Source organism: Neolewinella persica DSM 23188 (genome assembly GCF_000373105.1).
In the GTDB taxonomy this organism is placed as follows: Bacteria; Bacteroidota; Bacteroidia; order Chitinophagales; family Saprospiraceae; genus Neolewinella; species Neolewinella persica.
The window spans coordinates 26,989-52,521 of record NZ_KB890444.1; the positions used below are offsets into that span (position 1 = coordinate 26,989).

Here is a 25,533-nt window from a genome sequence, read left to right on the forward strand (position 1 = left end):
CTTCAGGTGGTCGATGCTGACCGATTACGTACTACAGACTACTTACCATTTATTAATTAGGGCGCACCGATAGTTATCGGGGCGGGTGCAGGTGCAGGTTTTGAGAAACAGGGTTAGGGACGCCCAAACATCGTCAACCTAAACATGGTATCGTTAAGTAAAAAAGCCCCGCCACGATGAGTCGGGCAGGGCTGAAATCATATTATTGGGATTAATCAATGTAATAAGCGTTCTAGGCAGCAGCCCGCTCGCCGAGCATCTGCTTCATTTTTACTCGGGCGCTGAAGATCCGACTCTTCACCGTCCCAATCGGGATATTGAGTTGTGTGGCGATCTCCTGATACTCGTATCCTTTATAGAACATCAGGAAAGGGATGGCGTAAATGTCGCCCATGCTGTTGAGCATTCGCGTCATCTCCTCAACGCGAAGGTTTTGCTCACCTGAATTGGCAACAATATTCTTCACCTCCACATTATCCGTAATCTCGTCGGAGGTATGATTAAGGTGACGACGGGTCTTATTTTTACGGTAAATATTGATGAAAGTATTCCGCATGATGGTAGAAATCCAGCTCTTGAAGTTGGTACCTTTCGTGAAGTTATGGCGGTACTTATAGGCTCTAATGGCTGTTTCCTGCATCAGGTCTTCCGCATCCTGCCGGCTGCGGGTGAGGCGCAAAGCAAAAGCGAAAAGGAGGTTATTGAGTTCTTTGGTCCGTAATGTAAATTCCTGGTTTGTCATGATTCCGTTATTGTCTGAAATAAAAAAGCGTGTGCCATTTCCTAAACAAACACCGTGCCACAATAGCAAATAATTGATTATCAAATACTTATATAAATTATTGTTTCAACACGGTTGATTATATTTAATTAAAACCTCAAATAAGAACTAAGTAGCCACCAATCTAACGGCCTGCTTATGGTCTCAATCAAAATAAATCTGGTAAGTTGCTTTGCTTTCCACATTGCTTTTCAGAAAACCTTTCTATGCACCTGCGGCCCCGCCCTAAAAATACTTTCCTCAGTACTTGATTAGGACCTTGACTAATCGTCCAATCAAGTGCTTACTGACCGATAAATTTTGCTGATGTTCCGTGTTGCCACCCCTGCCGATGCCTCCGCAATCGCCACCCTTCACACCCAAAGCTGGCAAGCTACCTACCGCGGAGCCATGTCCGATCATTATCTCGATCATGAAGCGCCAACCGAACGACTCCGGGTTTGGGCAGATCGATTTGCCCGTCCAAATACGAACATGCAAATCGCCGTTGCCGAAAACCCAGATGGAGCGCTCGTGGCCTTCGTTTGCGTGTTTCCAAATCATTCGGACGAAGACGGTCACTTACTGGACAACCTGCACGTCCATTCCTCTTCCCAGGGGCAGGGCCTCGGCACGAAAATGATGTATTACGCAGCCCGGTGGCTGCTCGATACCGGTCATCACGGAGAATTATTTCTTTGGGTGCTGACATCAAATACTGCGGCTATCGGTTTTTACGAAAAAATGGGTGGACGGCCCGGGCGTACTGAAATTCACGCTTTTGCAGGTGATCAAACAACTGAGGCGTTGATGATGTCCTGGAAACTTACCGCGCTCGCCGTAGGCGCCAAGTTGGATTAAGTGCTTGTTTGGATATTACTAACGTAAAAATCAATGCAGCAAAGACTATCTTGTGCTAACATTTAAGCGTTTAACTCTATGGAACTCTACGATATTAACCGAATTGCACTCATCATTTCCCCAAGTGAAGCGCTATTAAAATGGGCCATTAGTGAAGAGCCTAGCCTGGCTGAGGAAGTTGACATCGACGATCCCTCGGACCTATCAAGCGTCTACCTTATTCCTGAATTCGACGAGCTCGACGAAGCCGAAGAATGGTTGGAAGAAAATTTCATCCCCATTCTGGAAACACTTCTTGAGGAATGGATTCCCGACGAAAACTGGCCCGATCGGTTGGAGTTTTCCCACCTGGAAAAATACGCTGACTATTCCTTCAGTAATATCGTAATCGATACAGTGGACCAATCATACGACGATAATTAGAAATTAGGAGCTGGGCGCTAGAAGCTAGGGAACTAGGAACTAGCTCCCGGCTCCCTAGCTTCTTGCTCCTAACCCCTGAACCTTGAGCTACCAAATACCTTCTCCGGCTATCGCCGCCCTGGTCAATCTGAAACCTGACCCTCTAATGCTTTTTGGCCCGGAGCGCCATCTAATTCTTTTGGCTGACCGCCCCAACTACCCCTCGATACAGGAACTGAGGGAACCAAAGCTAAAACTGGCTGGCCGGCAGATCAACCCCAAGTCATACACTCCCTACGGCCATCGGGGCTACCACAACCCCAGGCTTAGAGACCTGATGACTGGCGAAGTACGACCACTTTCGGGCATCCCTTCGGACGCTACTTTCCGTTCCTTCAGTTGGTCGCCCAATGGCAACCGTATTGCCTTTTGTCTGGACACCCCAACGGGCTTACAACTTTGGAGCTGCCAGGCAGACACCCTGGAGTGTTCTTCCCTGGGAGCAGCAGACATCAATAACAGCCTGGGTGGTTTGCCTTATGACTTCGTTGACGATCATCGGATGATTGTAAAACGGCGCATTAAAGGTGCCGTACGCCCCCCTGACGAGCCGCCGGTCTTCGGCCCTAACGTGCAAGACACCAGTGGCGTAGAAGGCAGCAACCGGACGTATACAAACCTCCTGGAAAGCCAACACGACGTAGACATGTTTCGGCACTACGCCGAAGCGCAGCTCTGGCTGGCGGACTGGACAACCGGGCAAGAAACCGCCTGGGGTAAGCCCGGCATCATCTCCGGTCTCAATTCCTCCCCCAGCAAGGAGTATTACCTGATGACGGTGGTCGATGAACCCTTCAGTTTCAGTGTTCCTTATGAGAAATTTGCTGACAAGGTAGTATTGCTGGACAAAACCGGAAGAGCCCTCACTGTCCTGGAAAGCCGACCAGCCATGGAGCACCTTCCTCCTGCGTTCGGCTCCGTGATCACCCAGCGGAGACGCTTCACCTGGCGATCCGATCACCCCGCTCAGGTATACTGGACGGAGGCACAGGACGGCGGCGACCCAAGGAATAAAGCTGACGTTCGCGACCAGCTATTTTACCTGGAACCCCCATTTACGGGTGAGCCGATGCCCAGCGTACAACTCCCCCTGAGATTTGGCGCCATTCGCTGGTGCCGGGGCGACCTGGCTCTGGTGGTTGACTGGAGTTGGAAAGAACGCCGGCAGGTAACCCGCCGTTGGTGGCCCGAGGATCTCACCAGAGCACCAGAGGTTATACACGATCATAATTGGGAAGACGAGTATGCCGACCCTGGCAGCTTTGCCACCGTGACGATGCGGAATGACCATACGGTACTTCTTACCAGAGCGGAGGGCTCAAAACTGGTGTTGCAAGGACAGGGCCACGCTGACGAAGGGAGCCGTCCTTTCATCGATTTGTATGACCTCGCTTCAGGTGATACCGAAAGGGTGTACCAATCAACACCCCCAAGTTACGAAAGGCCGCTATTTTTTCTGGATGAACATCCAGACTGGTTCATCATAGCCAGGGAGCGGCTAACGGAACGGCCAAATTATTTTCTCCGCAATCTGGTGACGGAAGAAGAGATACAACTGACCGACTTCGAACACCCCTACCCCCAGCTTCGGGACGCCAAGCTTGAAAAAGTGAAGTATCGCCGCAAGGATGATGTGCACTTGTCTGGCGACCTGCATATGCCGCACGACTTCGTCCCTGGCGAAAGTGCGCCCTTACCCGTACTGATGTGGGCCTATCCGCAGGAGTTCAAAGATGCTGAAAAGGCGGGGCAGACCACCTCCAGCCCCCACCAGTTTACCCGAATATCCCCCCTGAGTCCCCTACCCTTCCTGGCGGCGGGCATGGCCATATTCGATGACTTTGCCATGCCGATTGTTGGTGAGGGAGATGTAGAGCCGAACGAGACCTTTATTGAGCAAGTCCAGATGAACGCGAAAGCAGCGGTAGATCGGCTGGTTGAAATGGGGGTCGCTGACCCCAAACGAATCTACGTCGGTGGGCACAGTTACGGTGCCTTCATGACGGCGCACCTGCTGGCCCACACCGATTTGTTTGCCGGCGGTATTGCTCGCTCCGGCGCCTATAACCGGACCTTGACGCCCTTCGGCTTTCAGGCAGAGGAACGTTCTTTTTGGGAAGTACCGGATACGTACATAAAGCTGTCTCCTTTTGTCCATGCCGACAAAATCAACGCCCCGTTGCTGCTCATTCATGGTGAGGAAGACGCCAATTCTGGCACTTATCCCGTGCAGTCAAAGCGCCTCTTCGCGGCGCTGAACTCGTTGGGTAAAACGGCGCGGTTGTGCTTGTTGCCCTATGAGGATCACTCTTACGCGGCGGAGGAGTCGATCTTGCACATGTTGTGGGAGATGGAGAAGTGGATGGGTTAGTACTATTGGTACTTTGGTCTGTTGGTCTATTGGGATTCCACCAAGATGACCACCCGCCGGTTCGCCGCACGTCCTTCGGCCGTAGCATTATCAAAAGCGGGTTGGTCTTCTCCGGCTCCTACCACCTTGAATTGCAGGGTCAGCTTCGCTTTTCCAGTCAGCTTTACAACCAGGTACTGCCTGACTTTTTCAGCCCGAAGAAGCGATAATTTTTCATTATACTGTTCATTTCCTAGGTCGTCGGTATGGCCAGTAATGGTGACCACGCTTCCGGAGAGCAGGTTCAGTTGGGCGGCTAGGGAATCCAACCGGTTAAAGGCCTCCCTCCGGATGTCCGATTGACCGAAGGCGAACAGGGCATTGGCGGACAGACTGATTTCGGTGGGACCGCAAGTATTGACTTCACCAAGATACCGTGCCTTCAGCGCCAGGCCCATCAGCGGCTGGTACGCATTGTAGTACCATACCCGGACTGGATAAGTGCCTGGTTGTAACGCCTGGGTATCACGCTCCACCCGCCATTGATGCGGCCGGTCATTGTCAATCGACAGCGAATCGTTGATCCACAGGCGGGAACCGTCGTCGCTGGCCAAACTGAATTCGTAGCAGCCGGCGGTATCGATAGAAAGTTGGGAATTGAGGAGGAAGGCGAAGCGGTCCACCAGGCCGACACCGGGGAAATTTTCTTCGGTATTCCGGGGCAGGAAATTGAGCTGTGGAAAAGAGATTTGCCCGACGATGCTGTCAGCAGATACCGGGCGATCCGGAAAACCGTACCGAATTGTTTTTTCGGGAAGTTTTAGCAGGTCTCCGGTAAAGGCAGTGAAGGATTGGGCGCGGCCGCAGGTGCAGAAGAAAAGGATTAGGAGCAGGGTTGCGGAGCAACGGTCCATTGGTGGTAATTAGGTGGTTAAAATTCTGAAAACAGGGTCTCAATTAGTAACTGGCTCCTCCGTTAAATATTTCCTTTCCACCCCGCTAACTTTTCATTTTGTGTTCATCAGCCTGAAGGTTGCCGAATACTCGCTGCCATCAACCGTCCTGTGCACCTGCGGCCGCGCCAAATTCCTTGGTAAGGCGCCTTAAAATTGCTCCACTTCGACGAAACCCGTCCAAAGGTGTACACCCAAAGACCAAGCACTCGTATATTACGGCCGCTAAGCAACAATTTTCGTGCTTTAGCATTATACTACCTCAGCCTTAACTGCCCACCACCACAAGAATTCCGGGCATCCTACCAACTTTAGATAATAAAATCAAGACCATGGTTTCTACCCTTTCTACAACGTCCAATACGGAACAACTGGAGATGATCCGGCAAAGTGCCCGTGATTTTGCTGAAGCTCGCATCCGTCCGGATTTCATGGATTGGGACGAAAGAGAACACTTTCCCCGCGAACTATTTACGGAGATGGGTGACTATGGTTTCCTGGGCGTACTCGTCCCTGATGAATATGGAGGTACGGGGCTCGGCTACGCAGAGTACATTACCATTATTGACGAAATCTCCCAGGTATGTGGCTCCATCGGCCTGAGCGTCGCGGCGCACAATAGCCTTTGCACCAACCATATTCTGACGTTCGGCAGCGAAGCTCAAAAAGCCAAATACCTACCTAAATTAGCCAGCGGAGAGCACATCGGTGCCTGGGGGTTGACGGAGCCCAACACCGGTTCTGATGCTGGCCGCATGCGGACTGTGGCTGAAAAGCAGGCAGATGGCAGCTGGATATTGAACGGGGCCAAGAACTTTATCACCCACGGTCTTAGTGGAGAAGTTGCCGTCGTCATTGTCCGTACGGGCGAATTGCTTGACAGCCACGGGATGACCGCCTTCATCGTTGAGCGAACGGACAAAGGGTTCCGTGGCGGCAAAAAAGAAAGCAAACTGGGTATGCGCGCCAGTGAAACTGCTGAAATGATCTTCGAAGACTGTCATCTCCCCGCTGACCGGGTGCTTGGCGAAGTCGGCGAAGGCTTCATTCAAAGCATGAAGATTCTCGACGGCGGTCGCATCAGCATCGCTGCACTGAGCCTTGGAATTGCCAGAGGTGCCTTCAACGCTGCGTTGAATTACAGCAAAGAGCGGGAACAATTCGGTAAGGCCATCAGTAAATTCCAGGCCATTTCTTTCAAATTGGCCGACATGGCCACTGAACTGGAAGCTGCCGAGCTGCTCGTCCGCGAAGCCGGACGACTAAAAGATGCTCACCTTCCAGTAACTAAAGTATCCGCCATGGCCAAGCTCTTCGCTAGCGAAGTGGCCGTCCGCTGTGCCAACGAAGGTGTTCAAATTTTTGGAGGCTACGGATTCACCAAAGAATTCCCTGCTGAAAAATTCTACCGCGATTGCAAGTTGCTCACCATTGGTGAAGGAACTTCTGAAATCCAGAAGCTGGTGATAAGCCGGTCGTTGTTGAGGTAGGTTGCAGGTTGCAGGTTGCAGGTTGCAGGTTGCAGGTTGCAGGTTGCAGGNAGGTTGCAGGTTGCAGGTTGCAGGTTGCAGGTTGCAGGTTGCAGGTTGCAGGAAAAAAATGGCCAAAGGCCAATCGACCAAGTTTTCAGCGCACTCTTTTCGCTTTCATTGACATTTTCAGTATGGTTTTGCCCTTACGAGCGGAGCGGGCTGCCTCATGCGGTAGCTGCAACCCGCGGCGGGAGCGCAAGTGACCTTGCAACCTGCAACTTGCAACCTGCAACTTGTAACGGAAGCGAAAGCGCCCTCTGCAACATGTTCCGTATCTTGCAGCCGTATGTCAGACTACCCAATTTTGGCCGTTCTTCGTGTCCTGCGCTTCCCCAATCTTTTGGTGGTAGCAGCGACCCAGCTACTGATAAGTTACCGTATCCTGTTGCCTGCTTTTGAAGCGGAAAGCATCTCAAGTACCCTGACTGTCTGGAAACTGGTAGAGCTTATTACTGTAACCCTCCTTATCACTGCCTCGGGGTACCTCATCAACGACATTCAAGACGTAAATACCGACCGCATTAACCGGCCAGGGACCAATCCTGTGGCACAACTCGGAAAGGAGACCGTCATGTGGTTTTACGCCGTATGCCTGCTCGGAGGTTTTCTGGTGAGTCAGCTACTGGCCTATCGGCTGGAAGAACGTCATCTCTTGTGGATTTTCCCCTTAGCTGCCGGTATGCTGGCCATCTACAGCATTGGTATGAAGCGCGTACCGGTGTTGGGCAACGCCCTGGTTGCGGCCTACTGTGCCGGAGTACCGGGCATCGTACTATTATCCGAGCGTAATGCTGTACAGCAGTTGATTGCCGCCAACCCGGAATTAGGCAGTAACGCGCTTAGGGTTTCTGTCCTGTTTATGATTTTCGCCTTTGTCGCCACCCTACTGCGGGAGTTGGTAAAAGACCTCGAAGACATTCGCGGAGACCGTGAAGTAGGTCGGAGAACCATCCCCGTAATGTGGGGCATCTCCCTAAGCAGAAAACTTGGTATTTTGCTAGGCCTGATGGTCATCGTTGCCATTCTAAGTCCGATATTCCTGGGTTGGCCCGCTTTTCTTGAGCCGCCCATGCTGGTATGTATCGGAGTGCTGTTACTTGGTTTGCTGTACATTCTGTTCCAACTGGCCAGGGCCAGGGAGCAGACCGACTACCACCGGTTGAGTACACAGCTGAAAGTGTTTTTGCTGGGGGGGCTGGGGTTGTTGGCTTTTTTTTAAGGGCCAATGGAATGATGGGAAAAAACTCAACCAGTCCTTCTGCTTAAGTATATTTGATCGAACCTGATATTTTTACCCCGTACTTCTACGGAAGTACATTTGACCAGGCAAAACCCAACAGTAAATCACTAACCCGTACTTCTACGGAAGTACATTTGACCAGGCAAAACCCAACAACAAATCGCCAACCCGTACTTCTACGGAAGTACCCCACTATATCCCTCGAGTGAAATCCATCACCTGCAAAATCGATAACGGAGGCATCTACTACAGAAACGGTGGCTGTATTCCCTGGACCGCGACTAACCTCCCCGATGGCACCTTTCGCTTCCGTGAAAACGAGGTGTTTTTCTGGCGATTGGCCGGGAGGCCAACCATTTTGTTCTTGAATTGCTGGACTCTCACGCGACCTACATCTGGTCCATTCCCAAGTTTTGGGAATCTCTGGATGACCAGTACCGCGCCGTAGAAAAGGAAATAGCTGCTATCGGCCAGATTGGGCGGAGCCAGTATAGGCGTGCGCTGCATTTTGAGCACGAGTTTTGGTACGTGGTTCACGAGGCAGCGGAAAGCGGTGTGATGGATGGTTTTCCGAGATGGAAGAACCGGTTATTGGAGGGGATTTGCTGACGGTTAGTCACAGCCAATATCCCGGCGGGCAGATGCATCATTATTTGGGAAGCACTGCCCCGAAAGTAATGCACCAGGTTCGTATCGGCGCAAACTACTGTCATCCAGACCGCTGCTGAGGAACGTTGTCAGGTCATCAATTTCCGCTTCGGTCAACGCCAGGGGAACGAAACTGGCGGGCATTGCACGCGCCGTCACCCGTGGGTTTTCAACCTCGGCATTATTTTTATAAGCGACCACCGCCCGTAAATTCCGGAAGCTGGCACCATGCCCATAAAAGGGGCTTCTGCGTAAGCTGTAAAGCTGGGGCACCTTGAATTTATAGTCATCTTCCGCGTTACCGGTAAAGCCACCCCTACCCTTATTTTCTCCGTTGTCTACCGAAGTTCCAAAAGTGGGCTCCGGGCAGTCGACCAAATCTGACATACCCTGAGCATGAAATGTCATACTATTGAGCGCAGGTCCGGAATGACAACTTACGCAATCAGCTTTGCCGAAAAAGAGCAGGGCTCCACGAATTTCTTCCATCGTGAGTGCATTAGAATTACCGCGCAACCAAAGCTGAAACGGTGCACGGTTAGACAATAAAGTGCGCTCAAAGGCTGCAATGGCCAAGCCTGCGTGCACCTTGTTATAGCGTACCTCCCTTGGGATATCAGGAAAGGTCAGGTCAAAAAGTGTTTCGTAGCCCAATTCAGCAGCCAGCTCTGACGTCATATTGAGACGATGCACCCCAAGGCCCGCAATAGCCTGAGTTTCCAGTCCCTGAAAGCCAAGAAAATTATTCGCGATGGGAGTACCGGCTCGCCAGGAAGCCTCTGTTCCTTCATTGACCCCGGTAGCACCAAATTGTCCGTTCCACAGCATAACTTCCTGGTAAGCACCATTCATTGCCGTTGGCGTTCGTATTGGCTGTACGTCCAGACTATCCGGATTGGACAAAGTCGCTACCATACGGCGTTCACCGTTGAAACCAAACCCTTCTCCCCCATCGCCAATTCCCTGGAAAGTACCCGCTTGAAAACCCGCGCCAGCAAAATGGCAACTGGCACAACTATACGTCTTGAGTCCTCCGGCAGTTATCGCCTCCGTTGCAATACCAGTTTCGTGAAAGAGCAGGCGCCCAAGTTCCACTTTTTCCGGAGTGAGTGGGTTACGAGGATCCTGTGGGATAGTCGCCAGGTCAGACTCGTCTGGCAACAGGAAAGATTGCCTGCCACCTAACTGATTTATCCGTTCCGCCAGTTGTCGCTCTTCGCTGAGCGCAAATGGCTCATCCATATTTTCACAGGCAGATAGGAAAAGTAAGGCCGCAACCATTGCGGCAAATTCGAAAAATTTCATGAGAATTTTATTGCAATAACCAATACACTACCGCAGGTCGTTTGCGGAATAAACAAAAGTACAAAATTTGTAAGTAGTTGAAAATATGCTCACAACCTCCCCCTGCACCCGCGGCCCCGCCCAACTCCTGATACAGCAGCTCCTGAAAATTAAAGCCAAACGACTGCAACTCATCCGTTATCCCCGGTAGTTGTCCGTTCATACGCCAATGGGTCATAGTCGATAAACTCCCTGCTATGAGCGGTCAGGCTATGAACTATTGACTACGGACTAAGGACTATAAACTATCTTCGCACGAAATTTAGCAGCATGTCAGTGACAAAAACCTATTCCGCAAAAGACGTTGAGTCCAAATGGTACGCCCACTGGTTGGAGAAGAATTATTTCCACAGTGAGCCGGATGACCGTGAAGCCTATACGATCGTGATTCCGCCACCTAACGTGACCGGGGTTTTGCACATGGGCCACATGCTGAATAATACGATCCAGGATATCCTGATCCGTAAAGCGCGGCTGGATGGTAAAAACGCTTGCTGGGTACCCGGCACCGACCACGCCAGTATTGCAACGGAAGCAAAGGTTGTTAAAAAGTTGCGCGAGCAGGGCATCAAGAAATCTGACCTGACCCGGGAGGAATTCATGAAGCACGCCTTCGCCTGGAAGGAAGAATACGGTGGTATCATCCTGAAACAATTGCAGGAACTCGGCGCCAGCTGTGACTGGGAACGAACGCGCTTCACGATGGAACCGTCTTTGTACGACGCCGTCATTAAGGTTTTCGTCAACCTCCACAAAAAGGGCCAGCTCTACCGTGGTCTGCGCATGACCAACTGGGACCCCGCTGCCCAAACGGTACTCTCCAACGAGGAAGTAATTCACACCGAAGAAAATAAAAACCTCTACCACGTTCGGTACAAAGTTGTCGGTACCGACGATGAGTACATCACCGTTGCGACCAGTCGCCCGGAAACCATCCCTGCCGATACTGCCCTGGCGGTACATCCGGATGATCCGCGCTACGCAAAGTACCACGGTCGTAAGGTCATCGTTCCCATCGCTAACCGCGAGGTTCCGATCATCACGGATGATTACGTTGCCCTGGATTTCGGTACGGGAGCCCTCAAGATCACCCCGGCCCACGACATGAACGACAACGCTTTGGGCGAGAAGTATGGCCTCGAAGTTATCGATCTGCTCAACGCCGACGGTACCCTCAACGAAAACGCCATTGAATTCGTCGGAATGGACCGCGACGATGCCCGCGTCGAGTTTGTTAAGCTGCTCAAGAAAACCGGCGACCTGCTGGAAACCAAGCAGTACCGCACCAGCGTCGGCCGCTCCGAACGGACCAACGCCGTCGTTGAACCTCGCCTGACAATGCAGTGGTTCCTGAAGATGGACGATATGGCGGCCACGGCGCTCCGCGCCGTAGAATCCGGCGACGTTAAGTTTCACCCCGAGAGCATGGTCAACATGTATCGGTCCTGGCTCAAGCCGGAAAACGCGCGCGACTGGCCGATCAGTCGCCAGCTTTGGTGGGGACAACGCATCCCGGCGTGGTACTACAACGACAACGTCTTTGTTGCCGAAACCGCAGAGGAGGCTTTGCTACAGGCCCAGCGCAAGTTGCCGTTGGAGAACCTTACGCTGGCCGACCTGAAGCAGGACGAAGACGTGCTCGACACCTGGTTCTCCAGCTGGCTGTGGCCAATCTCCGTTTTCGATGGCTTTAAAGACACTAAGGAACTTGAATATTACTACCCGACCAATGACCTGGTTACGGGCTGGGACATTATGTTCTTCTGGGTCGCGCGGATGGTTATGGCTGGGTATGAGTTCGCCCCGGAGCTGCTGGGCGAGGACTTCGTAAAAAAGAATGGCAAGATGCCATTTAAGAACGTCTACTTCACGGGCATGGTCCGTGATGAGAAGCGGCAGAAAATGTCGAAGAGCAAGGGTAATAGTCCCAACGCGCTCGAATTGCTAAAGACCTATGGTGCCGACGGCGTCCGCTTTGGCATGCTTTCCAGCGCCGCCGCCGGAAACGACATCGTTTTTGATGCACCGATGGTTGACGGCAAGGTCCTTGACCAGTCCGAACTATGTAACCAGGGCAAAAAATTCTGTAATAAGATATTCAATGCCAACCGCCTTATCCAGAGCTTTGAGGTTACCGACAGCCTTCCGAACCCGACGGCTATGTTGGCCGCTAAGTGGCTGGAGGCAAAGCTGAACCATACCATCGTTGAAGTTGACCGGATGCTCGCTGAGTACCGTGTTAATGAGGCCATGATGACGCTCTATAAATTTATCTGGGGTGACTTCTGCTCCTGGTACCTGGAAGCCATTAAGCCCGGGGAAGGCGAGGCCATTAGCCAACAGACCTACGAGGCGACCATCTCTGCCTTCGAGCGAATGATGACGCTGCTGCACCCCTTCATGCCCTTCATTACGGAGGAAGTTTGGCACGATCTGCGCGACCGTAAGGAAGGCGAAGACTGTGTCGTTTCCAGCTGGCCGAAGGCTGCTACTTATAACGCCGACATCGTCAAATCCTTCACGCTCTTACAGGACACCGTTTCCAGCATCCGTGACATCCGAAACCAACGCAAAGTCGGGAAGCGGGAGCCGTTGGCCTTGTACGTGAACCAAAGCGCTTCAAGTGAACAGCTTTTAGGCGCGAACGCAGGTGCCGTGGAATTCCTTAGAAAAGCAGGCGCCCTTAAGTCCGTTGAACTGACGACGGAAGCACCGGCCAATGCCCTGCCCTTCCTCATCGGTAACGATAAGGCTTACCTGGTCCTCAACGAAATCATCGACGTGGAGGCGGAGAACGCCAAGATCAACGAAGAGATCAGCCGCCTCGAAGGTCAGCTGAAAGGCGTGACCAAAAAGCTGGCCAATGAGCGGTTCGTCGCCAATGCCCCCGACGCCGTAGTGGCGCTGGAGAAGAAGAAGATGGCGGACTGGACGGCTAAGGTGGAGAGTTTGCGGGCCATGTTGGGGTAGAGGCCGAAGCCGCTGTTACTCCACACACAACCGATCAACCTTCAAGTAGTCCTGTTAAAGGAAATAGTCGGACAGGCCAGGCTTGGCCGCAGCAGGATACATAGAGATGCACTGCTTCCTCTACCTTCCCCATGCACCTGCGTGCCGTCGCCCGTATATTCCTATTATTCAGGGCCTCAACATGGCCTCTACCTTCCCCCGCTCTTCCTCCCAATACTTCAGAATCGAAAGTAGTCTCTCTGGACGAGCAGCAAACTCGCGCTTGGTCACTTCAATGCCTTGTTCAATGGTTTGCAAAGCCTGTACCTGCTGCCCAAGGTGTACGTAGGCTTCCATCAGCATCCGGTACGGATAGTACCCCTTATCCACCCGCTGTAGCTGGTGGATTATGTCCGGTGCCTTTTCATCTCCCCGCCGGGTAAAAAGCAGGTACCTGGCCGCCTGAAAATAAGGGTCAGAAATTTTGACCAGCGGCGCTGCCAACAGGCTGTCGATGTACGCCATGGCCAATTCCTCCGTTCTGGTTTCAATCGGGACACTGACCTGAACATCGGTCCAGGAAAGGTACATTCGGGCATTTTCGGGGCTGATGTCAAGGTCGATGGAAAAAGCGTCGTAAAAACGCCCTGCTTTAGCAGCTGGCACCTTGACTTCAGCTATATTCTTAGTCTCGTCGTATTCTACAAAACCGAACTCATCTCCGTTTGTGTTCAACAGCAGGGTCCATTCCTTTGGGCCAGGGACGACCAACAATCCGTAGGTGCCGGCCGGGACGGCCTGCCCACCAAAAGAAACCGCGCGGCTAAAATTAATTCTGGTGCCCGATGCCCCGGTCTGCCAACGTTCATTCCAGGGAACAAGGCCACCAAATATCTTCCTTCCCCGCGAAGCGGGGCGGTCGTAATCGATGATAACCTTAGTGTTTCCCACGACCTGTTCTAAATGAGCGGGTGGGCTGAAGGGTGTAAATTGGGCAGAGAGTTGGGTACCCGCCCACAGGAAAAGGGAGAAAAGTAGCGTGACTGCTTTCATGGTATTGGATTTATTAACAGGGTAAATCAAGCGTTGAAGGGCCCGGTGGGAATCACCAAAAGCTTCTTATTTTATGGTGGTTGGGCGGGGGGAAGAATTTAACACCCCGACTGCAAGCCAACGACCCAACCACGCGATATCTCCATAATGGAGCCGATGGGCAGGTCCGAAGGCAGTTCCGGGCTGTACCCGCCCCACAAAGCCTCAGGCAGGCTCTTATATCCGACCACGGGTACCTTGAAGATTTGTTTCTCCCAGTTCTTTCCGTCACTACTACGAATCATCCCGCCACCAATGATGCGGGCGTAGAGGTAGTCTTCGTGAGAAATCAACTGAGTAATTGTTCTTTCGGTGTAGACTGAAGACCAAGTGGGCACGTCATTATTCAGTACACCCATGCCGTTTTGGCGGGCGGCAAAAAGTTGACCGTTGTGCAGGGCCAGGCCGTTGATCTGCGTGATTTCTCCGCTTCGGCGCCAGGTCTCTCCACCATCGGCAGAGCGGAAGATGCCCGAATCAGTACCAGCGATGAGTTGGCCTTCGTGGAACAACAGCGCCCGGACAGCCCCACCTTTTATGTTGAAAATTGGGTGCCGCCAGTGCAGTCCGCCATCCCGGGACACGTAAACACCCTTTTCATAAGTCCCCAATACTAAGACCTTTCCTTTTGCCGCCAATGAAGTGGCGAAAACCTCACTGGGCAGCCCTTGGTTGCGAGCTTGCCAGGTGTTTGTTCCTGCAGGCAAGACGTAGATGCCCTTCCCACTTGTGGCCAGAAGGAGGTCCCCTTCATGCTCAAGGATGGTGCGTGGATTAGTGTTATCGGGCAATCCATCGGCAAAACCAGCCCAATTCGCACCCCAGTCGGTACTTAAGTATAGGTTAGGCAGCGTTTTGGGGTCAGTAACTTCCACTTCGGAGGTTACCGTAGAAGTTTCAGTAGCAGGAACGACAACATCGGCAGGTGCAGAAGTCATTATGGCTAAAAAGAAGAGTATGTAGTACATGGCAGTTATTTTTCTGCAAGGTACCGGCAAGCGCCAGGTAGCAGTGAAAATGAATGTAAAAGGATGTAAAGGCCACGTAAAACCACTGCTAAGGCAGGTTTTACACCGTACTTTTGTAGTGATGCGAAATTGGTTATTAAGGTGGTCTCCGGCTTTGGGCCTGGTTTTGGTGTTAGTAACACTGACCAGTACACTTGCGCCCACTGCCCCCGTGGGCGGGCATCCACAAGGTTCTCTTGCCCTGCGCCAAATCGGGCACGATTATCTGTCTGGCCTGGGAGACCATAGCAGCACGATCCCGGCAGTTGTCCATCGGCCAGATGGAAGTTTATTCCTCCAATTGGAACGTCATCTGGATTACGACACCATCAGTGCGATCACGGCCAAAGTCTTCGCCCACTTCAATATTACCGACAGTTATACGCTCTCCTTGGAGGATTGCGAGACTGGCGAGGTATTTCTTGGCGGATTCTGGAAAGGAACTAAAGGCTTAGAACTGTCAGCTACCGGCCTGGAAATTGCCTGTGCCGAGCGCGACCAACCGATCCGATGTGCCAGCTTGAGCATCTCCTTTCCTCCACCAGCTGCTCCCCTGTCCGGCCCCCTCCCCTGGCTTCTTTTGGGTTTAGGTTGCCTGTTAATGATCGCTGGCCCTACCTGGCAACGCCTCCAGGCCGAGCCCACAACGACTACCCCGGAGGCAGCAGAAGTGATGCCGGTTTCGGACCATCAGAAACTCGGCAATAATTGCTCTTTCAGCCTCGCGGATCAATCCCTGGAAGTTGGGGACGTTTCGCACGAATTAACCTACCGGGAAGCCAAACTTTTTAGTTTTCTGGCTACTAACACCAACCAGGTACTGGACCGGGAAACCATCCACGATGCCGTTTGGGGAGAGGAAGGCATTATGGTAGGGCGTAGTCTTGATGTTTTCATTTCCCGGCTACGGAAAAAGATAAGCGGAGCTAAAGGCCTGGAGATCCAGACGGTGCACGGTATTGGGTATCGGTTGCGGACTACCTGAAAAGTATTGTAATCGTAGCCCCCGACAACTCGAAAACTCAACAACTCGACAACTCGAGTTACCAATCTTCCGCAAACGCCTTATTAAAGATATTTTCATTGATCTGATCGAGGATTTCCTCAATGGCTTCATCCTGTACGGAGGCCAGTGTTTGCGTTGCGGGGAAGTCGAAGAAATTAGAGAAGTTCTGCTTCCAGCCTTCCTCTTCCGGGTCACGCAGGTTTTTGTATTCGATGGCAACCACAATGGTCAGTCGGTTGAGTTTAGCGAAGGCGGCCGTTTCATTACCTGGACTGGCACCCTCGGCGGAGACGCGAAAGTCCACCAGCGTCCCCTTCATCTCGATGTCCGGGTTGTCCTCCGTTATGAGCAGGCGGGCCTCATCCCGCACTTTATCGCGCAGGCTCTCCGTCATATCGATGTATAAGGTTGGTGGTGCCCCCAGCGCATTGTCCGTAAATAAGGGAACATAAGCTCTCTCGACGCCCTCCGGGATGGAAATGCCACTGAGGGTGTAACACCCCGGTAACAGAGCGGCAAGCAAAAATAGGACGGGAAGCAAGGAAAGACGTCTAATATTCATAGGAAAGGCGAAGTTAGGCACTCAAGGTATCAACTAAACGCTGTTGGCTGGAAAAGCGTGGCCGGAGTCGGAGAATTTTAGGATTTCAGCAACAGGCAGGGTCGCTACGCTCCCGTTGCAGGAGTTTCAGGCTTATTTGCAGGTTGTGAGGGCTGTATTGCCTGCAACACAACCTTTGCAACGGGAGAAAAGCGACCTCTGTAACTCCTGCAACCAGCGCGCTTCGCTCCTGCAACTCTCAAGAGGAAAACCCTTCCGATCATTTGACCAGAAGGGTTGCTCCAAACATTCATTCTTTGGGACTCCATTATCCGACGGAAAAACCCGCAGGGTTAGAAGTAAATCCGCTGAGAAAAAATTCAACAAAAATCTAAATCTATAGGCTTTTAGGCTGCGCTGGTGCGCAGGGTTTCCATATCGCGGACCAGGATGCGGCCTCGATTGAAGTATATCAGGTTTTCCTTACGGAGTTCGTTGAGGACCAGCGTCACCGTCTGGCGGCTGGTACAGGTAATGTTGGCAATATCCTGGTGAGTAAGACTGTGCTTGAGCAACATCTCATAGCCTACCTGGCGACCGCGCTTGGTCACCACTTCATGGAGGAAATTGACGATGCGGCTACGCGCATCCTTAAAGATCAGGTTCTCCAACTTATTCTCTGCCGCCATCATACGCTGGCCGAAGAGGAACAGTACCTGCTGGCTAAGCTTGGAGTTGTTGGCCAGGATGCGCTGAAAATCAACCGTCCGGATAGTATAGTAGTGTACCTCTTCCTTTAAAGATTGGGCCGTTTCGGTCCGCTTGGCTTCGCCAACCAGGGCCAACTCACCAAAGATGGCCTCTGGGTGAATCAACTGCTTAATCACCTCCTTACCTTCACTGCTGTGCGTGCTGATCTTGACGGCACCCTTACTTAGAAGAAAAATATGCTCGCTGGTTTCTCCAGGCTGGTAAATTACGGAGTACCGGGGTTTTTTACGGCATTCCATCACCTCAGCGAGCTGGTTACGCTCAGTTTCGGTGAGGGCATCAAATAGGTCAAACTGGGAAAGCAACGTAATTTTAGCAGCGAGATTCATGAAGTAGGTTTTTATTGATAGTTCAAAATGCGTTTGGCGAATTGGCAAATTTACCCTTCATCCGCTTGCGCTTATACTAACGGGACACCAAAAAAGTGCCCTCCCCCCAAGGTGGCGGAAATTTATTTTGTTAAGACAAGAGTTGGTGGGCGCTGGGCGCCCGTAACTCGTTGCAGGGTCGCTGCGCTCCTGGTTGCAGGGTCGCTGCGCTCCTGGTTGCAGGGTCGCTGCGCTCCTGGTTGCAGGAGTTGCAGGAGTTGCAGGCATAACAGCCCGTCAACTGCAACTGGAGCGAAGCAACCCTGCAACCAGCGCTAGCGACCTGCAACCGGAACGAAGCGACCCAACGCCACCCGTTGCAAAGCCAGTATACTGAGCGCATCCCTGATTCGCCCATCCATCGTCATGGCGATGGCCTCGGCAAGCGGGACGCGGCGAAGGGTAAGATCTTCGGTATCCTCTGGTTCAGCGGCTTCCTGGGTCAGGCCTTTAGCCACATACGCTACACCATACTCATTGGTGACGGAGTTACTGAGATGGAACTCCATGATTTGGGTCCATTCCCTTGCCACCAACCCGGTTTCTTCTTTCAATTCCCGTTTGGCCGTCTCCAGCGGATCCGTATCGACCGGGCAACCGCCTTCTGGGATTTCCCACTCGTAACTCTCCAGTGCATAACGGTACTGGCCTACTAACCAGGTGTAGCCTTCGTCGTCGATTGGAACAATACCGATGGCATGGTTCTTGAATTTAACGAGACCATATATACCAGGGTTTCCCGCTGGATTGATGACCTCATGGTGCTCGATGCGAATCCACGCGTTTTCGTAAGGAACGGAGGTAGCTTTGGTCTTCCAGGGGTTTTTCATGGCTTATTGGTCTGTTGGTCTATTAGGGGATACGATTTCTTAGCCTGGTGTTGGGTGTCGGGGCTGACTATTTGGGCGCGGACGCAGGTGCCAGAGAAAAGACAATGGAGCATGGGCTGTTCCCCGCTAAAGGCGGGCAGGGCAAAGCAGTGGCTTTACCCGGGAAAACGCTCATCGCCGCAATCCAGCCATATGCCCCGGAACCCCACTACCCCCTTCGCCTTAGGGCTACCAGACCACAATCAGCAATTTATCAATACCCGGCCGGCCGAACCCGACCTCCATTAAGCCGCTCAAAAGCAGCCCCCATTTCCAACAAACGTCCTTCGGTATATGGCCGGCCGACAAACGTCAACCCTTTGGGTTCGCCTTCGGCGGTATAGCCCATGGGGACGGTCAGGCAAGGATATTGCGCCACGGCGGCTGCGCCAGCGCCGTAATTATTGATGGAGAGGATCGCGTCCAGCTTAAATTCCCGCATCGGTGCTTCGAGGAAACGCTTGCCTTCATCGTGAAGTCGTTTTTTCAGGGTGGTATATTCTTCGGGGCTAAGGTCGAGGTCGAGGATACCGGAGAAGCGGCCCTGTCCGTAGGGGATGCGGACGAGGGTGTCCTTCAGGTTATAGTCAACGATGTCGGCTACATTGGCGACCTTAAGGCTTTTGTCGCCGAAGTTTTTGATGTAGGCGGGAAGATCCTTGGCCATGTCAGCACTTAGAAAATTTCCAAAGCCATCGAAGTCGACGTCAATGGGCTCAAACTCGAAGAGTTCCGCCCCTGCCGCCCGCAGTTTGGCGATGGCCGCTGCGTATTCTCCGTCTTCCAGGTAGTTTTTATTGACCCCCAGCCGAAGGCCTTTTACCGATGACTCTTTGAGTACCTCCCAGAAATTTACTACCTGAGGGCTGCCAACGTTGGAAGTTTCGGCGCCTTTCTTACCCTTCATGGCCGACAATAAGATGGCATTGTCCAGTACGCTGCGCGTCATTGGCCCGGGCGTATCCAGCGTGCTCGAAATAGGCACGATGCCATCCTGGCTAAGTACGCCAATAGTAGGTTTAAGTCCCACTAAAGAGCTTTGGCTGGAAGGGGACAGAATGGACCCTGAGGTTTCTGTTCCCACCGCAGCGGCGGCGTAGCCCGCCGCCATGGCCGCTCCGCTTCCTGAACTGGAGCCACCGGTATCGAATTGCTTCCGCCCGTAGGCATTCAGTGTTTGTCCGCCCACGGCACTGTAGCCGTTGGGGCAACCCAGGCAAAGGTAGTTTGCCCATTCACTCAGGTTCGTCTTTCCGAGAATAATGCCTCCTTTTTCCTTGATACTTTTGGTGATAAAAGCATCTTCCGTCCGGTTATTCTGGAATACCTGCGCACCGGCAGTGGTGGGTATTCCCGCAAAATTCACGTTATCCTTCAGTAATACGGGCATACCGTATATCGGATGGCTCGAAGTGGTGCGGGTCTCATCCAATTTTCGGGCCCGGGCAACGGCGTCAGGGTTTATCGAAATAATGGCATTGAGGTACTTTTCTTTATCATTTTCGAATAAGGAAATACGGTATAAATACCATTGGGTGAGTTTCTCGTAGGACAGTTTACCTTCCTCAACATGCTTCTGCATGGTGAAAATATCCTGATCCAATATCAATGGTTTTAATTGCTCGTAATCCGAAGCTGTGAAACCTTTAAGTTGTGGAGTGATGCTCTTCCACAAAGTGTTTTTGTCCATTACCCTGGACTGCAGCAACTTGTACCGGAGTCGGGAAGAAGGATGATCAGCATTTTCCGCCAATTCTGCAGCCTCGTCATATGGACTCCAGGAAATGGAGCGCTGGGATTGACAGCTGATCAGAAGGAACAGGAACACAAACAGGATGGAATATTTCATGGGGTAAATTTAATGGTAAGAGATCATTCTTTCATCTGAAACTTCTTTTACTTGCGCAGGCGCAAAAGTTTGATGGTCTTTTAAAATGCGGTCTGGCACGCAATTCGATGCATCGGATGCAGGGTGGTTTGAATTTGTCTCTACGCACCCAAAGTCGCCTCTCCCTCGGTCCCTCTCTCCCGGAGCTACCCTCCCTGCACCTGCGTCCGCGCCCGCTCCTTCATAGGACCAATAGATGGAGCCACTAAGCGCACCAGCGAGGCTGAAGCTTATGGGGCGTAAACCAAATTGTCGCACTGACCCGGCGTAAGTACTCCAGTGCAAGCGCGACGATTTGGTTTACGCCCAGCTTCTGCGGGAATGTCCTGAATGGTTGCCCACCATCCACTATCTTCGCCCACAGTCAAACCTAATAGCTCTCCGTCACGTTACAACCCGACTTAGTGAGGGCATTAACGCTAGCAAAATGAAGTTCCAGCACCTTGATGCTGTTAGCGTAGTGCTGAACTTCATTTATAAAAGCACTGGACCCAAACCTTAATCGACCTGGCAACGCATGCTCATAGATACATTCTTATTTCATTTTGGGCGATATGTCTTGCTGCTCAAATCTGCCGTGGCCAAACCGGAGCGGTTCTCAATGTATTACAAGGAAACGATACGGCAAATGGACGCCATTGGCGTTGGTTCCGTCTTCATCGTTCTGCTGATCTCCGTTTTCATTGGGATGGTAACGGCCGTTCAGTTTGCCGACCAGTTGGGCGACAGCTTCATCCCCGCCTACTACATTGGTTACATTGTTCGGGACATCACCATCATCGAGATGGCTCCCACCATCACTTGTCTGGTGCTGGCGGGTAAGGTAGGTTCCAACCTTGCCGCCGAGATCGGCGGCATGCGCCAAAAGGAACACATCGACGCCATGGAGATCATGGGCGTCAACACCGCTGCGTACCTGATCATGCCCAAACTGGTGGCCGCAGTGGTGGTTATTCCACTGCTGGTAGCCATCTCGGCCTTCGTCAGCATCATCGGTGGCTACGTCGCTACCGTGCTACCTGGAGACCTTTCCCATACGGAGTACGTGCTGGGGCTACGGACTTTCTTCGTCCCCCGCTACGTGTTCATGATGTTCGTCAAGGCCGCAGTTTTTGCCTTCCTGCTCACTTCCATCAGCTGTTACCTCGGCTATTATGTGAAGGGCGGCAGCATCGAACTGGGTGAGGCCAGCACCAATGCGGTGGTTGTCTCCAACGTCCTGATCCTGCTCTTCGACTTCATCATTGCCCTGTTGCTTACTTAATCCCTCTCGCATGATTCGTACCGAAAACATCGAAAAATCGTTCGGGGATAACTACGTCCTCAAAGGCATCAGCACTGAGTTCTTTGCAGGCAAGCCCAACCTCATCATCGGTAGTTCCGGTGCAGGGAAAACGGTATTACTCAAACTGCTGATCGGTTTGTTCAAGCCCGACTCGGGCAAAGTGTTCTACGGAGACACCGATATCTTCAGCCTCGAAGCAAAGGAACTCCGGGCCATCCGGATGCGCATCGGGATGCTCTTTCAGGGTAACGCCCTTTTTGATTCCATGACCGTAGGCGAAAACATCCGTTTCCCGATGGATATGTTTACCCGGCGCACTTTGAAAGAAAAGACGATGCGGGTCGACGAATGCCTCGAAATGGTCAACATGGAAGGCATTAATGATCGCTATCCTTCAGAGGTTTCCGGCGGCATGCAAAAACGCGTAGGCATTGCACGCTCCATGGTACTGGAACCAGACTATCTATTCTGTGATGAGCCCAACTCCGGCCTCGATCCCCAGACGTCCATCCTGATCGATGAACTGATCTGTGACCTCACCACCCGCAATAACATCACCACCGTCATCAATACCCACGACATGAATTCCGTTATGGGTATTGGAGAGAACATCATCCTGATGAAAGATGGCCACGTAGCCTGGCGGGGAGATAAAACTCAGGTACTCGAAAGCGATAACCAGGTCCTGGAAGATTTCATTTTTGCCAGTCCGTTCCTGCGGCGCTTGCGGGCGGATGCGCTTAAGCTGCGGCACTCGGAGGAGTAGGGGGATTCGCTGCGCTCATGTTGCAGGATTCGCTAACGCTCATGTTGCGGGATTCGCTGCGCTCATGTTGCGGGATTCGCTGCGCTCATGTTGCGGGATTCGCTGCGCTCATGTTGCGGGATTCGCTGCGCTCATGTTGCAGGATTCGCTGCGCTCATGTTGCAGGATTCACTGCGCTCATGTTGCAAGGGTTGCAGGTGTTGCAGCGCTTGATAAGAGAACCTGCGGGTTGAGCGGGCTGCCTTGTGCGGCAGCTGCAACCTGCAACGGGAGCGAAGCGACCTCTGCAACAATGAACGCAGTGAGTGCCTGCAACCTGCAACGCGCCGAAGGCGCTCTGCAACCTACTTAATCTCCACCAATTCCCGATACCGCACCGTAACCTCCACCTTTCGGTTCAGGGCGCGCGCTGAGCTTCCTGGAAGTTCTCCCATTCCTTTGATACTGATTTCAGTGGCTTTTACCCCCGCTGTTTGTAAATGTACGCCTACTGCTTTTGCTCTGTTCTGGCTGAGGCGGACGTTGAGGGCTGTCGCACCGATATCATCCGTAAATCCGGTAACACTGATGCTTTGGATGTTTTTGTCTTTGATTTCATTGACAAAGATTTCCAGACCTTGAATTGCCCTGGGCGTCAGACTTGCATCTTCGAAGTTAAATCTAACGGTATAATTACGCTTGACTATTCGCGCCCGTCGCTGAATAGTATCCGGTTCAATGGTGTCCTGAGGTTCAGGAGCTGGCGGTTCGATGACCGGCGGCGGTGGCGGCTTAGCTTCGGCAGCCATAAACAGGTCTATTCGGTAAGGGGCGAGGTTATCCCAATCCGGGATGGCAAAATCTCTGGAATAAGGCAGGTAGTCTGGGTGGTCAACGGTGAGCGGCAGCGCCGCGTGCGCCGGTGCGCAGATGAAGAACCGACCTTCGTAATTCGTGTAATAGGTATTTCCTCCCGTAACCGGGACGGCCTGATTGATGATCGGTTCGCCGGTGAGGCTGTCGGTGATGAAGCCCGACACATAGGTTACTGGGTTGGAGCTGAGGCGATCGGACAATTTGAAGCCGTAGATATCAAGCTTTCCCCAACCGCCTGGCCGGTCACTGGCGACAAAGCCGGTTTTGCCGTCGGAACTGAGGTGAAAACCTAACTCCCGATGCGGGCCGTTGACGGGTGGGCCGAGGTTCAGCGCACTGGTAAAACGTTGCTGGCTGGAGTCCCACCAGCTGGCGAAAATGTCTTCGTCCCCCAGACTGTAGTGGCCCGTACTTGAGAAATAGAGGGTCTGCCCATCATTACTTAGAAAGGGAGCCTCTTCATCTTCGGGCGTATTAACGCCTTCTCCCAGGTTCCGGGGTTTTCCCCATGAGCCGTCCTCCTCTCGGTCACAGACGTAGATGTCTGTCCCGCCGAAGCCACCGGGACGGTTAGAGACAAAAAACAATTGTTGTTCGTCGCAGCTAATCGTTGCCTGGGTTTCCCAGTATCCAGGGGTACTGATGTAATCGGGCAAGGGCTCTACGTCCCTGATTTGGCCTTTGATCAACCAGCCGGCGTAGAGGTCACACTCGCGCACGGGGCGTCCACCCTTGGCAGTTTGGTCCTTATCTTCCTTACATAAGGTGAAATAAATACGCTCCCCATCCCGCACCAACGAGCAGGTGCCTTCAGGCTGGGTGGTATTGAACGTCCCAAAGCGGCTGGTGACAAACTCAGACTCCCTGTCCTTTCTTCTCCCAACCAGCAGATCTTCATCGCCCAACTCCCCCTGCCGGGTAAAAAGCACGCTGTTCATGTTATTGCTAAAAAAGGGAAAGTAATCGTTTTGACGGGTATTGATTGGGAACCCTAAGTTATAAAGTTCCGTCACGTTGATGAACTGGGTGCTGTCTCGGGTAATCTTGGCCGCTTTGATTTGTCCCGCCAGTTTTTTCAGGACCTTTTGTTCTTCCGCAGCTTCTTCTTCACCGTTGCGGCCAAAATCGTTGCGGTCCCGGGATTGCAACGCTTCGAACTTCTCGAAGTAATACAATGCAAGACTCGGCCTGGACATCTTGTAGTACATCTGCCCAAGTTGATAATAGAGGAGACGAGAGAAGGTAGAATCTTGCCTTAAGACCTGCTGATACGCTCTGGCTGCTCCCGTAAAATTACCCAGCAACTCCTCCGAAACGCCGAGAAAGCGCCGTGCGGCAACGTAGCCAGTATCTAATTGGACGGCTTCCTGAAAAGATTTTCTTGCTTTTTTGGGTTTGGCATCGAGTAGCGCCTTCACGCCGTCATCGAAGGCGGCGTTAGCGGCTGCGAAATCACTTCCTTTTTGAGCCGTCATTATGGCGGACAGCAGGCAAAACAGCAGAATCAGGGTGGTGGTGGCTCTCAGCATGGTGTGATGGGTAAGGAGATGACCACAAGATCGGGTTTACTCGAGGAACTCTCAAAAAAGCTTGGGCCCCACCGATGGCGGGGCCGCAAGATAAAATGAGTGCATTAGTAAACTATCGCCGCTAAGGTAGCACTTTTTGGAAAAAGTGTGTAGTTAGTGGTCATGAACCTCTGGTAACGATAGCTTTATGACCAGAATTTGAGGCTAAGAGCGTGTTCCGGGCGCGGCCGCAGGTGCAGAAAAAGGAGGGAAGGAGCAGAGATGATCGGGGCTTTTCATTGCTCCACTTACTTGCTTTGCACCTGCGACCGCGCCCAGGATGCGTTTACAAATATTTTGGTTCCTATTGTCCTGACAAAACCCAACCCGTACTTCTACGGAAGTACATCTGTGGATTTTGAAGGTTGTAAACCGCCACCCCGTACTTCTACGGAAGTACATGTGCCCTATTCGAATT

The 25,533-nt window shown here is 52.3% G+C and carries 20 protein-coding genes; 10 read left to right on the plus strand and 10 right to left on the minus strand.

Annotated elements, in window-relative coordinates; genetic code table 11:
- Positions 1–232: 232 nt before the first annotated feature.
- Positions 233–742: an RNA polymerase sigma factor gene (locus B036_RS0118415; RefSeq protein WP_020570207.1), complete on the minus strand. Its 510-nt coding sequence runs from the start codon at positions 740–742 to the stop codon at positions 233–235.
- Between the two features lie 345 nt (positions 743–1,087).
- Between B036_RS0118415 and B036_RS29990 the strand changes: the two genes are divergently transcribed.
- The 3 genes from B036_RS29990 (at position 1,088) to B036_RS29995 (ending at position 4,454) form a co-directional block, all read left to right on the plus strand.
- Positions 1,088–1,621: a GNAT family N-acetyltransferase gene (locus B036_RS29990; protein WP_020570208.1), complete on the plus strand. Its 534-nt coding sequence runs from the start codon at positions 1,088–1,090 to the stop codon at positions 1,619–1,621.
- Between the two features lie 78 nt (positions 1,622–1,699).
- Positions 1,700–2,044, plus strand: coding sequence for a hypothetical protein (locus B036_RS0118425; protein WP_020570209.1), 345 nt, complete (start codon positions 1,700–1,702; stop codon positions 2,042–2,044).
- Between the two features lie 82 nt (positions 2,045–2,126).
- Positions 2,127–4,454: a S9 family peptidase gene (locus B036_RS29995; protein ID WP_020570210.1), complete on the plus strand. Its 2,328-nt coding sequence runs from the start codon at positions 2,127–2,129 to the stop codon at positions 4,452–4,454.
- A 26-nt stretch (positions 4,455–4,480) separates the two neighbouring features.
- Here the strand turns inward: B036_RS29995 and B036_RS33305 are convergent, their stop codons facing one another.
- A complete protein-coding gene (locus B036_RS33305) occupies positions 4,481–5,347 on the minus strand; it encodes an OmpA family protein (protein ID WP_020570211.1) in 867 nt (288 codons plus the stop codon).
- Between the two features lie 371 nt (positions 5,348–5,718).
- Here B036_RS33305 and B036_RS0118440 point away from each other — a divergent pair, with 371 nt between their 5' ends.
- The 3 genes from B036_RS0118440 (at position 5,719) to B036_RS0118450 (ending at position 8,767) form a co-directional block, all read left to right on the plus strand.
- A complete protein-coding gene (locus B036_RS0118440; protein WP_020570212.1) occupies positions 5,719–6,876 on the plus strand; it encodes an acyl-CoA dehydrogenase family protein in 1,158 nt (385 codons plus the stop codon).
- A gap of 328 nt (positions 6,877–7,204) precedes the next feature.
- On the plus strand, positions 7,205–8,137 hold the full coding sequence (locus tag B036_RS0118445; protein ID WP_020570213.1) for a UbiA family prenyltransferase: 933 nt from the start codon (positions 7,205–7,207) through the stop codon (positions 8,135–8,137).
- 390 nt (positions 8,138–8,527) lie between these two features.
- The gene (locus B036_RS0118450) at positions 8,528–8,767 is read left to right on the plus strand and encodes a hypothetical protein (RefSeq protein ID WP_020570214.1); all 240 of its coding nucleotides are present in this window, start codon (positions 8,528–8,530) and stop codon (positions 8,765–8,767) included.
- Between the two features lie 3 nt (positions 8,768–8,770).
- Here the strand turns inward: B036_RS0118450 and B036_RS0118455 are convergent, their stop codons facing one another.
- Entirely contained in the window at positions 8,771–10,111 is a 1,341-nt protein-coding gene (locus tag B036_RS0118455; RefSeq protein ID WP_020570215.1) for a cytochrome-c peroxidase, read from the minus strand.
- 309 nt (positions 10,112–10,420) lie between these two features.
- Between B036_RS0118455 and B036_RS0118465 the strand changes: the two genes are divergently transcribed.
- Complete coding sequence (locus B036_RS0118465; RefSeq protein WP_020570217.1) at positions 10,421–13,120, plus strand: valine--tRNA ligase; 2,700 nt, start codon at positions 10,421–10,423, stop codon at positions 13,118–13,120.
- A 168-nt stretch (positions 13,121–13,288) separates the two neighbouring features.
- Here the strand turns inward: B036_RS0118465 and B036_RS30005 are convergent, their stop codons facing one another.
- Together B036_RS30005 and B036_RS0118475 are read right to left on the minus strand one after the other, a co-directional pair.
- On the minus strand, positions 13,289–14,152 hold the full coding sequence (locus tag B036_RS30005; protein WP_020570218.1) for a DUF2911 domain-containing protein: 864 nt from the start codon (positions 14,150–14,152) through the stop codon (positions 13,289–13,291).
- Positions 14,153–14,250: 98 nt separating this feature from the next.
- Entirely contained in the window at positions 14,251–15,159 is a 909-nt protein-coding gene (locus tag B036_RS0118475) for a WD40/YVTN/BNR-like repeat-containing protein (protein WP_020570219.1), read from the minus strand.
- 121 nt (positions 15,160–15,280) lie between these two features.
- On the opposite strand from B036_RS0118475, the gene B036_RS0118480 reads away from it, so the two are divergent.
- Complete coding sequence (locus B036_RS0118480; protein WP_169435079.1) at positions 15,281–16,183, plus strand: winged helix-turn-helix domain-containing protein; 903 nt, start codon at positions 15,281–15,283, stop codon at positions 16,181–16,183.
- A 58-nt stretch (positions 16,184–16,241) separates the two neighbouring features.
- On the opposite strand, the gene lptE is transcribed toward B036_RS0118480, so the two are convergent.
- From lptE to B036_RS0118500, 4 genes are all read right to left on the minus strand, one after another.
- Positions 16,242–16,766 (minus strand): LPS assembly lipoprotein LptE, encoded by a 525-nt coding sequence (gene lptE / locus B036_RS0118485; protein WP_157472214.1) that lies wholly within the window; start codon positions 16,764–16,766, stop codon positions 16,242–16,244.
- A 386-nt stretch (positions 16,767–17,152) separates the two neighbouring features.
- Complete coding sequence (locus B036_RS0118490) at positions 17,153–17,845, minus strand: Crp/Fnr family transcriptional regulator (protein ID WP_020570222.1); 693 nt, start codon at positions 17,843–17,845, stop codon at positions 17,153–17,155.
- 314 nt (positions 17,846–18,159) lie between these two features.
- A complete protein-coding gene (locus B036_RS0118495) occupies positions 18,160–18,714 on the minus strand; it encodes an NUDIX domain-containing protein (protein ID WP_020570223.1) in 555 nt (184 codons plus the stop codon).
- A 253-nt stretch (positions 18,715–18,967) separates the two neighbouring features.
- Positions 18,968–20,602, minus strand: a complete 1,635-nt coding sequence (locus B036_RS0118500) for an amidase family protein (RefSeq protein ID WP_020570224.1) — start codon at positions 20,600–20,602, stop codon at positions 18,968–18,970.
- Positions 20,603–21,158: 556 nt separating this feature from the next.
- Between B036_RS0118500 and B036_RS0118505 the strand changes: the two genes are divergently transcribed.
- Both B036_RS0118505 and B036_RS0118510 read left to right on the plus strand, forming a co-directional pair.
- Complete coding sequence (locus B036_RS0118505) at positions 21,159–21,905, plus strand: MlaE family ABC transporter permease (RefSeq protein WP_026232111.1); 747 nt, start codon at positions 21,159–21,161, stop codon at positions 21,903–21,905.
- Positions 21,906–21,915: 10 nt separating this feature from the next.
- Complete coding sequence (locus tag B036_RS0118510; RefSeq protein ID WP_020570226.1) at positions 21,916–22,692, plus strand: ABC transporter ATP-binding protein; 777 nt, start codon at positions 21,916–21,918, stop codon at positions 22,690–22,692.
- Positions 22,693–23,036: 344 nt separating this feature from the next.
- On the opposite strand, the gene B036_RS0118515 is transcribed toward B036_RS0118510, so the two are convergent.
- Positions 23,037–25,076 (minus strand): OmpA family protein, encoded by a 2,040-nt coding sequence (locus B036_RS0118515; protein WP_020570227.1) that lies wholly within the window; start codon positions 25,074–25,076, stop codon positions 23,037–23,039.
- Positions 25,077–25,533 lie beyond the last annotated feature (457 nt).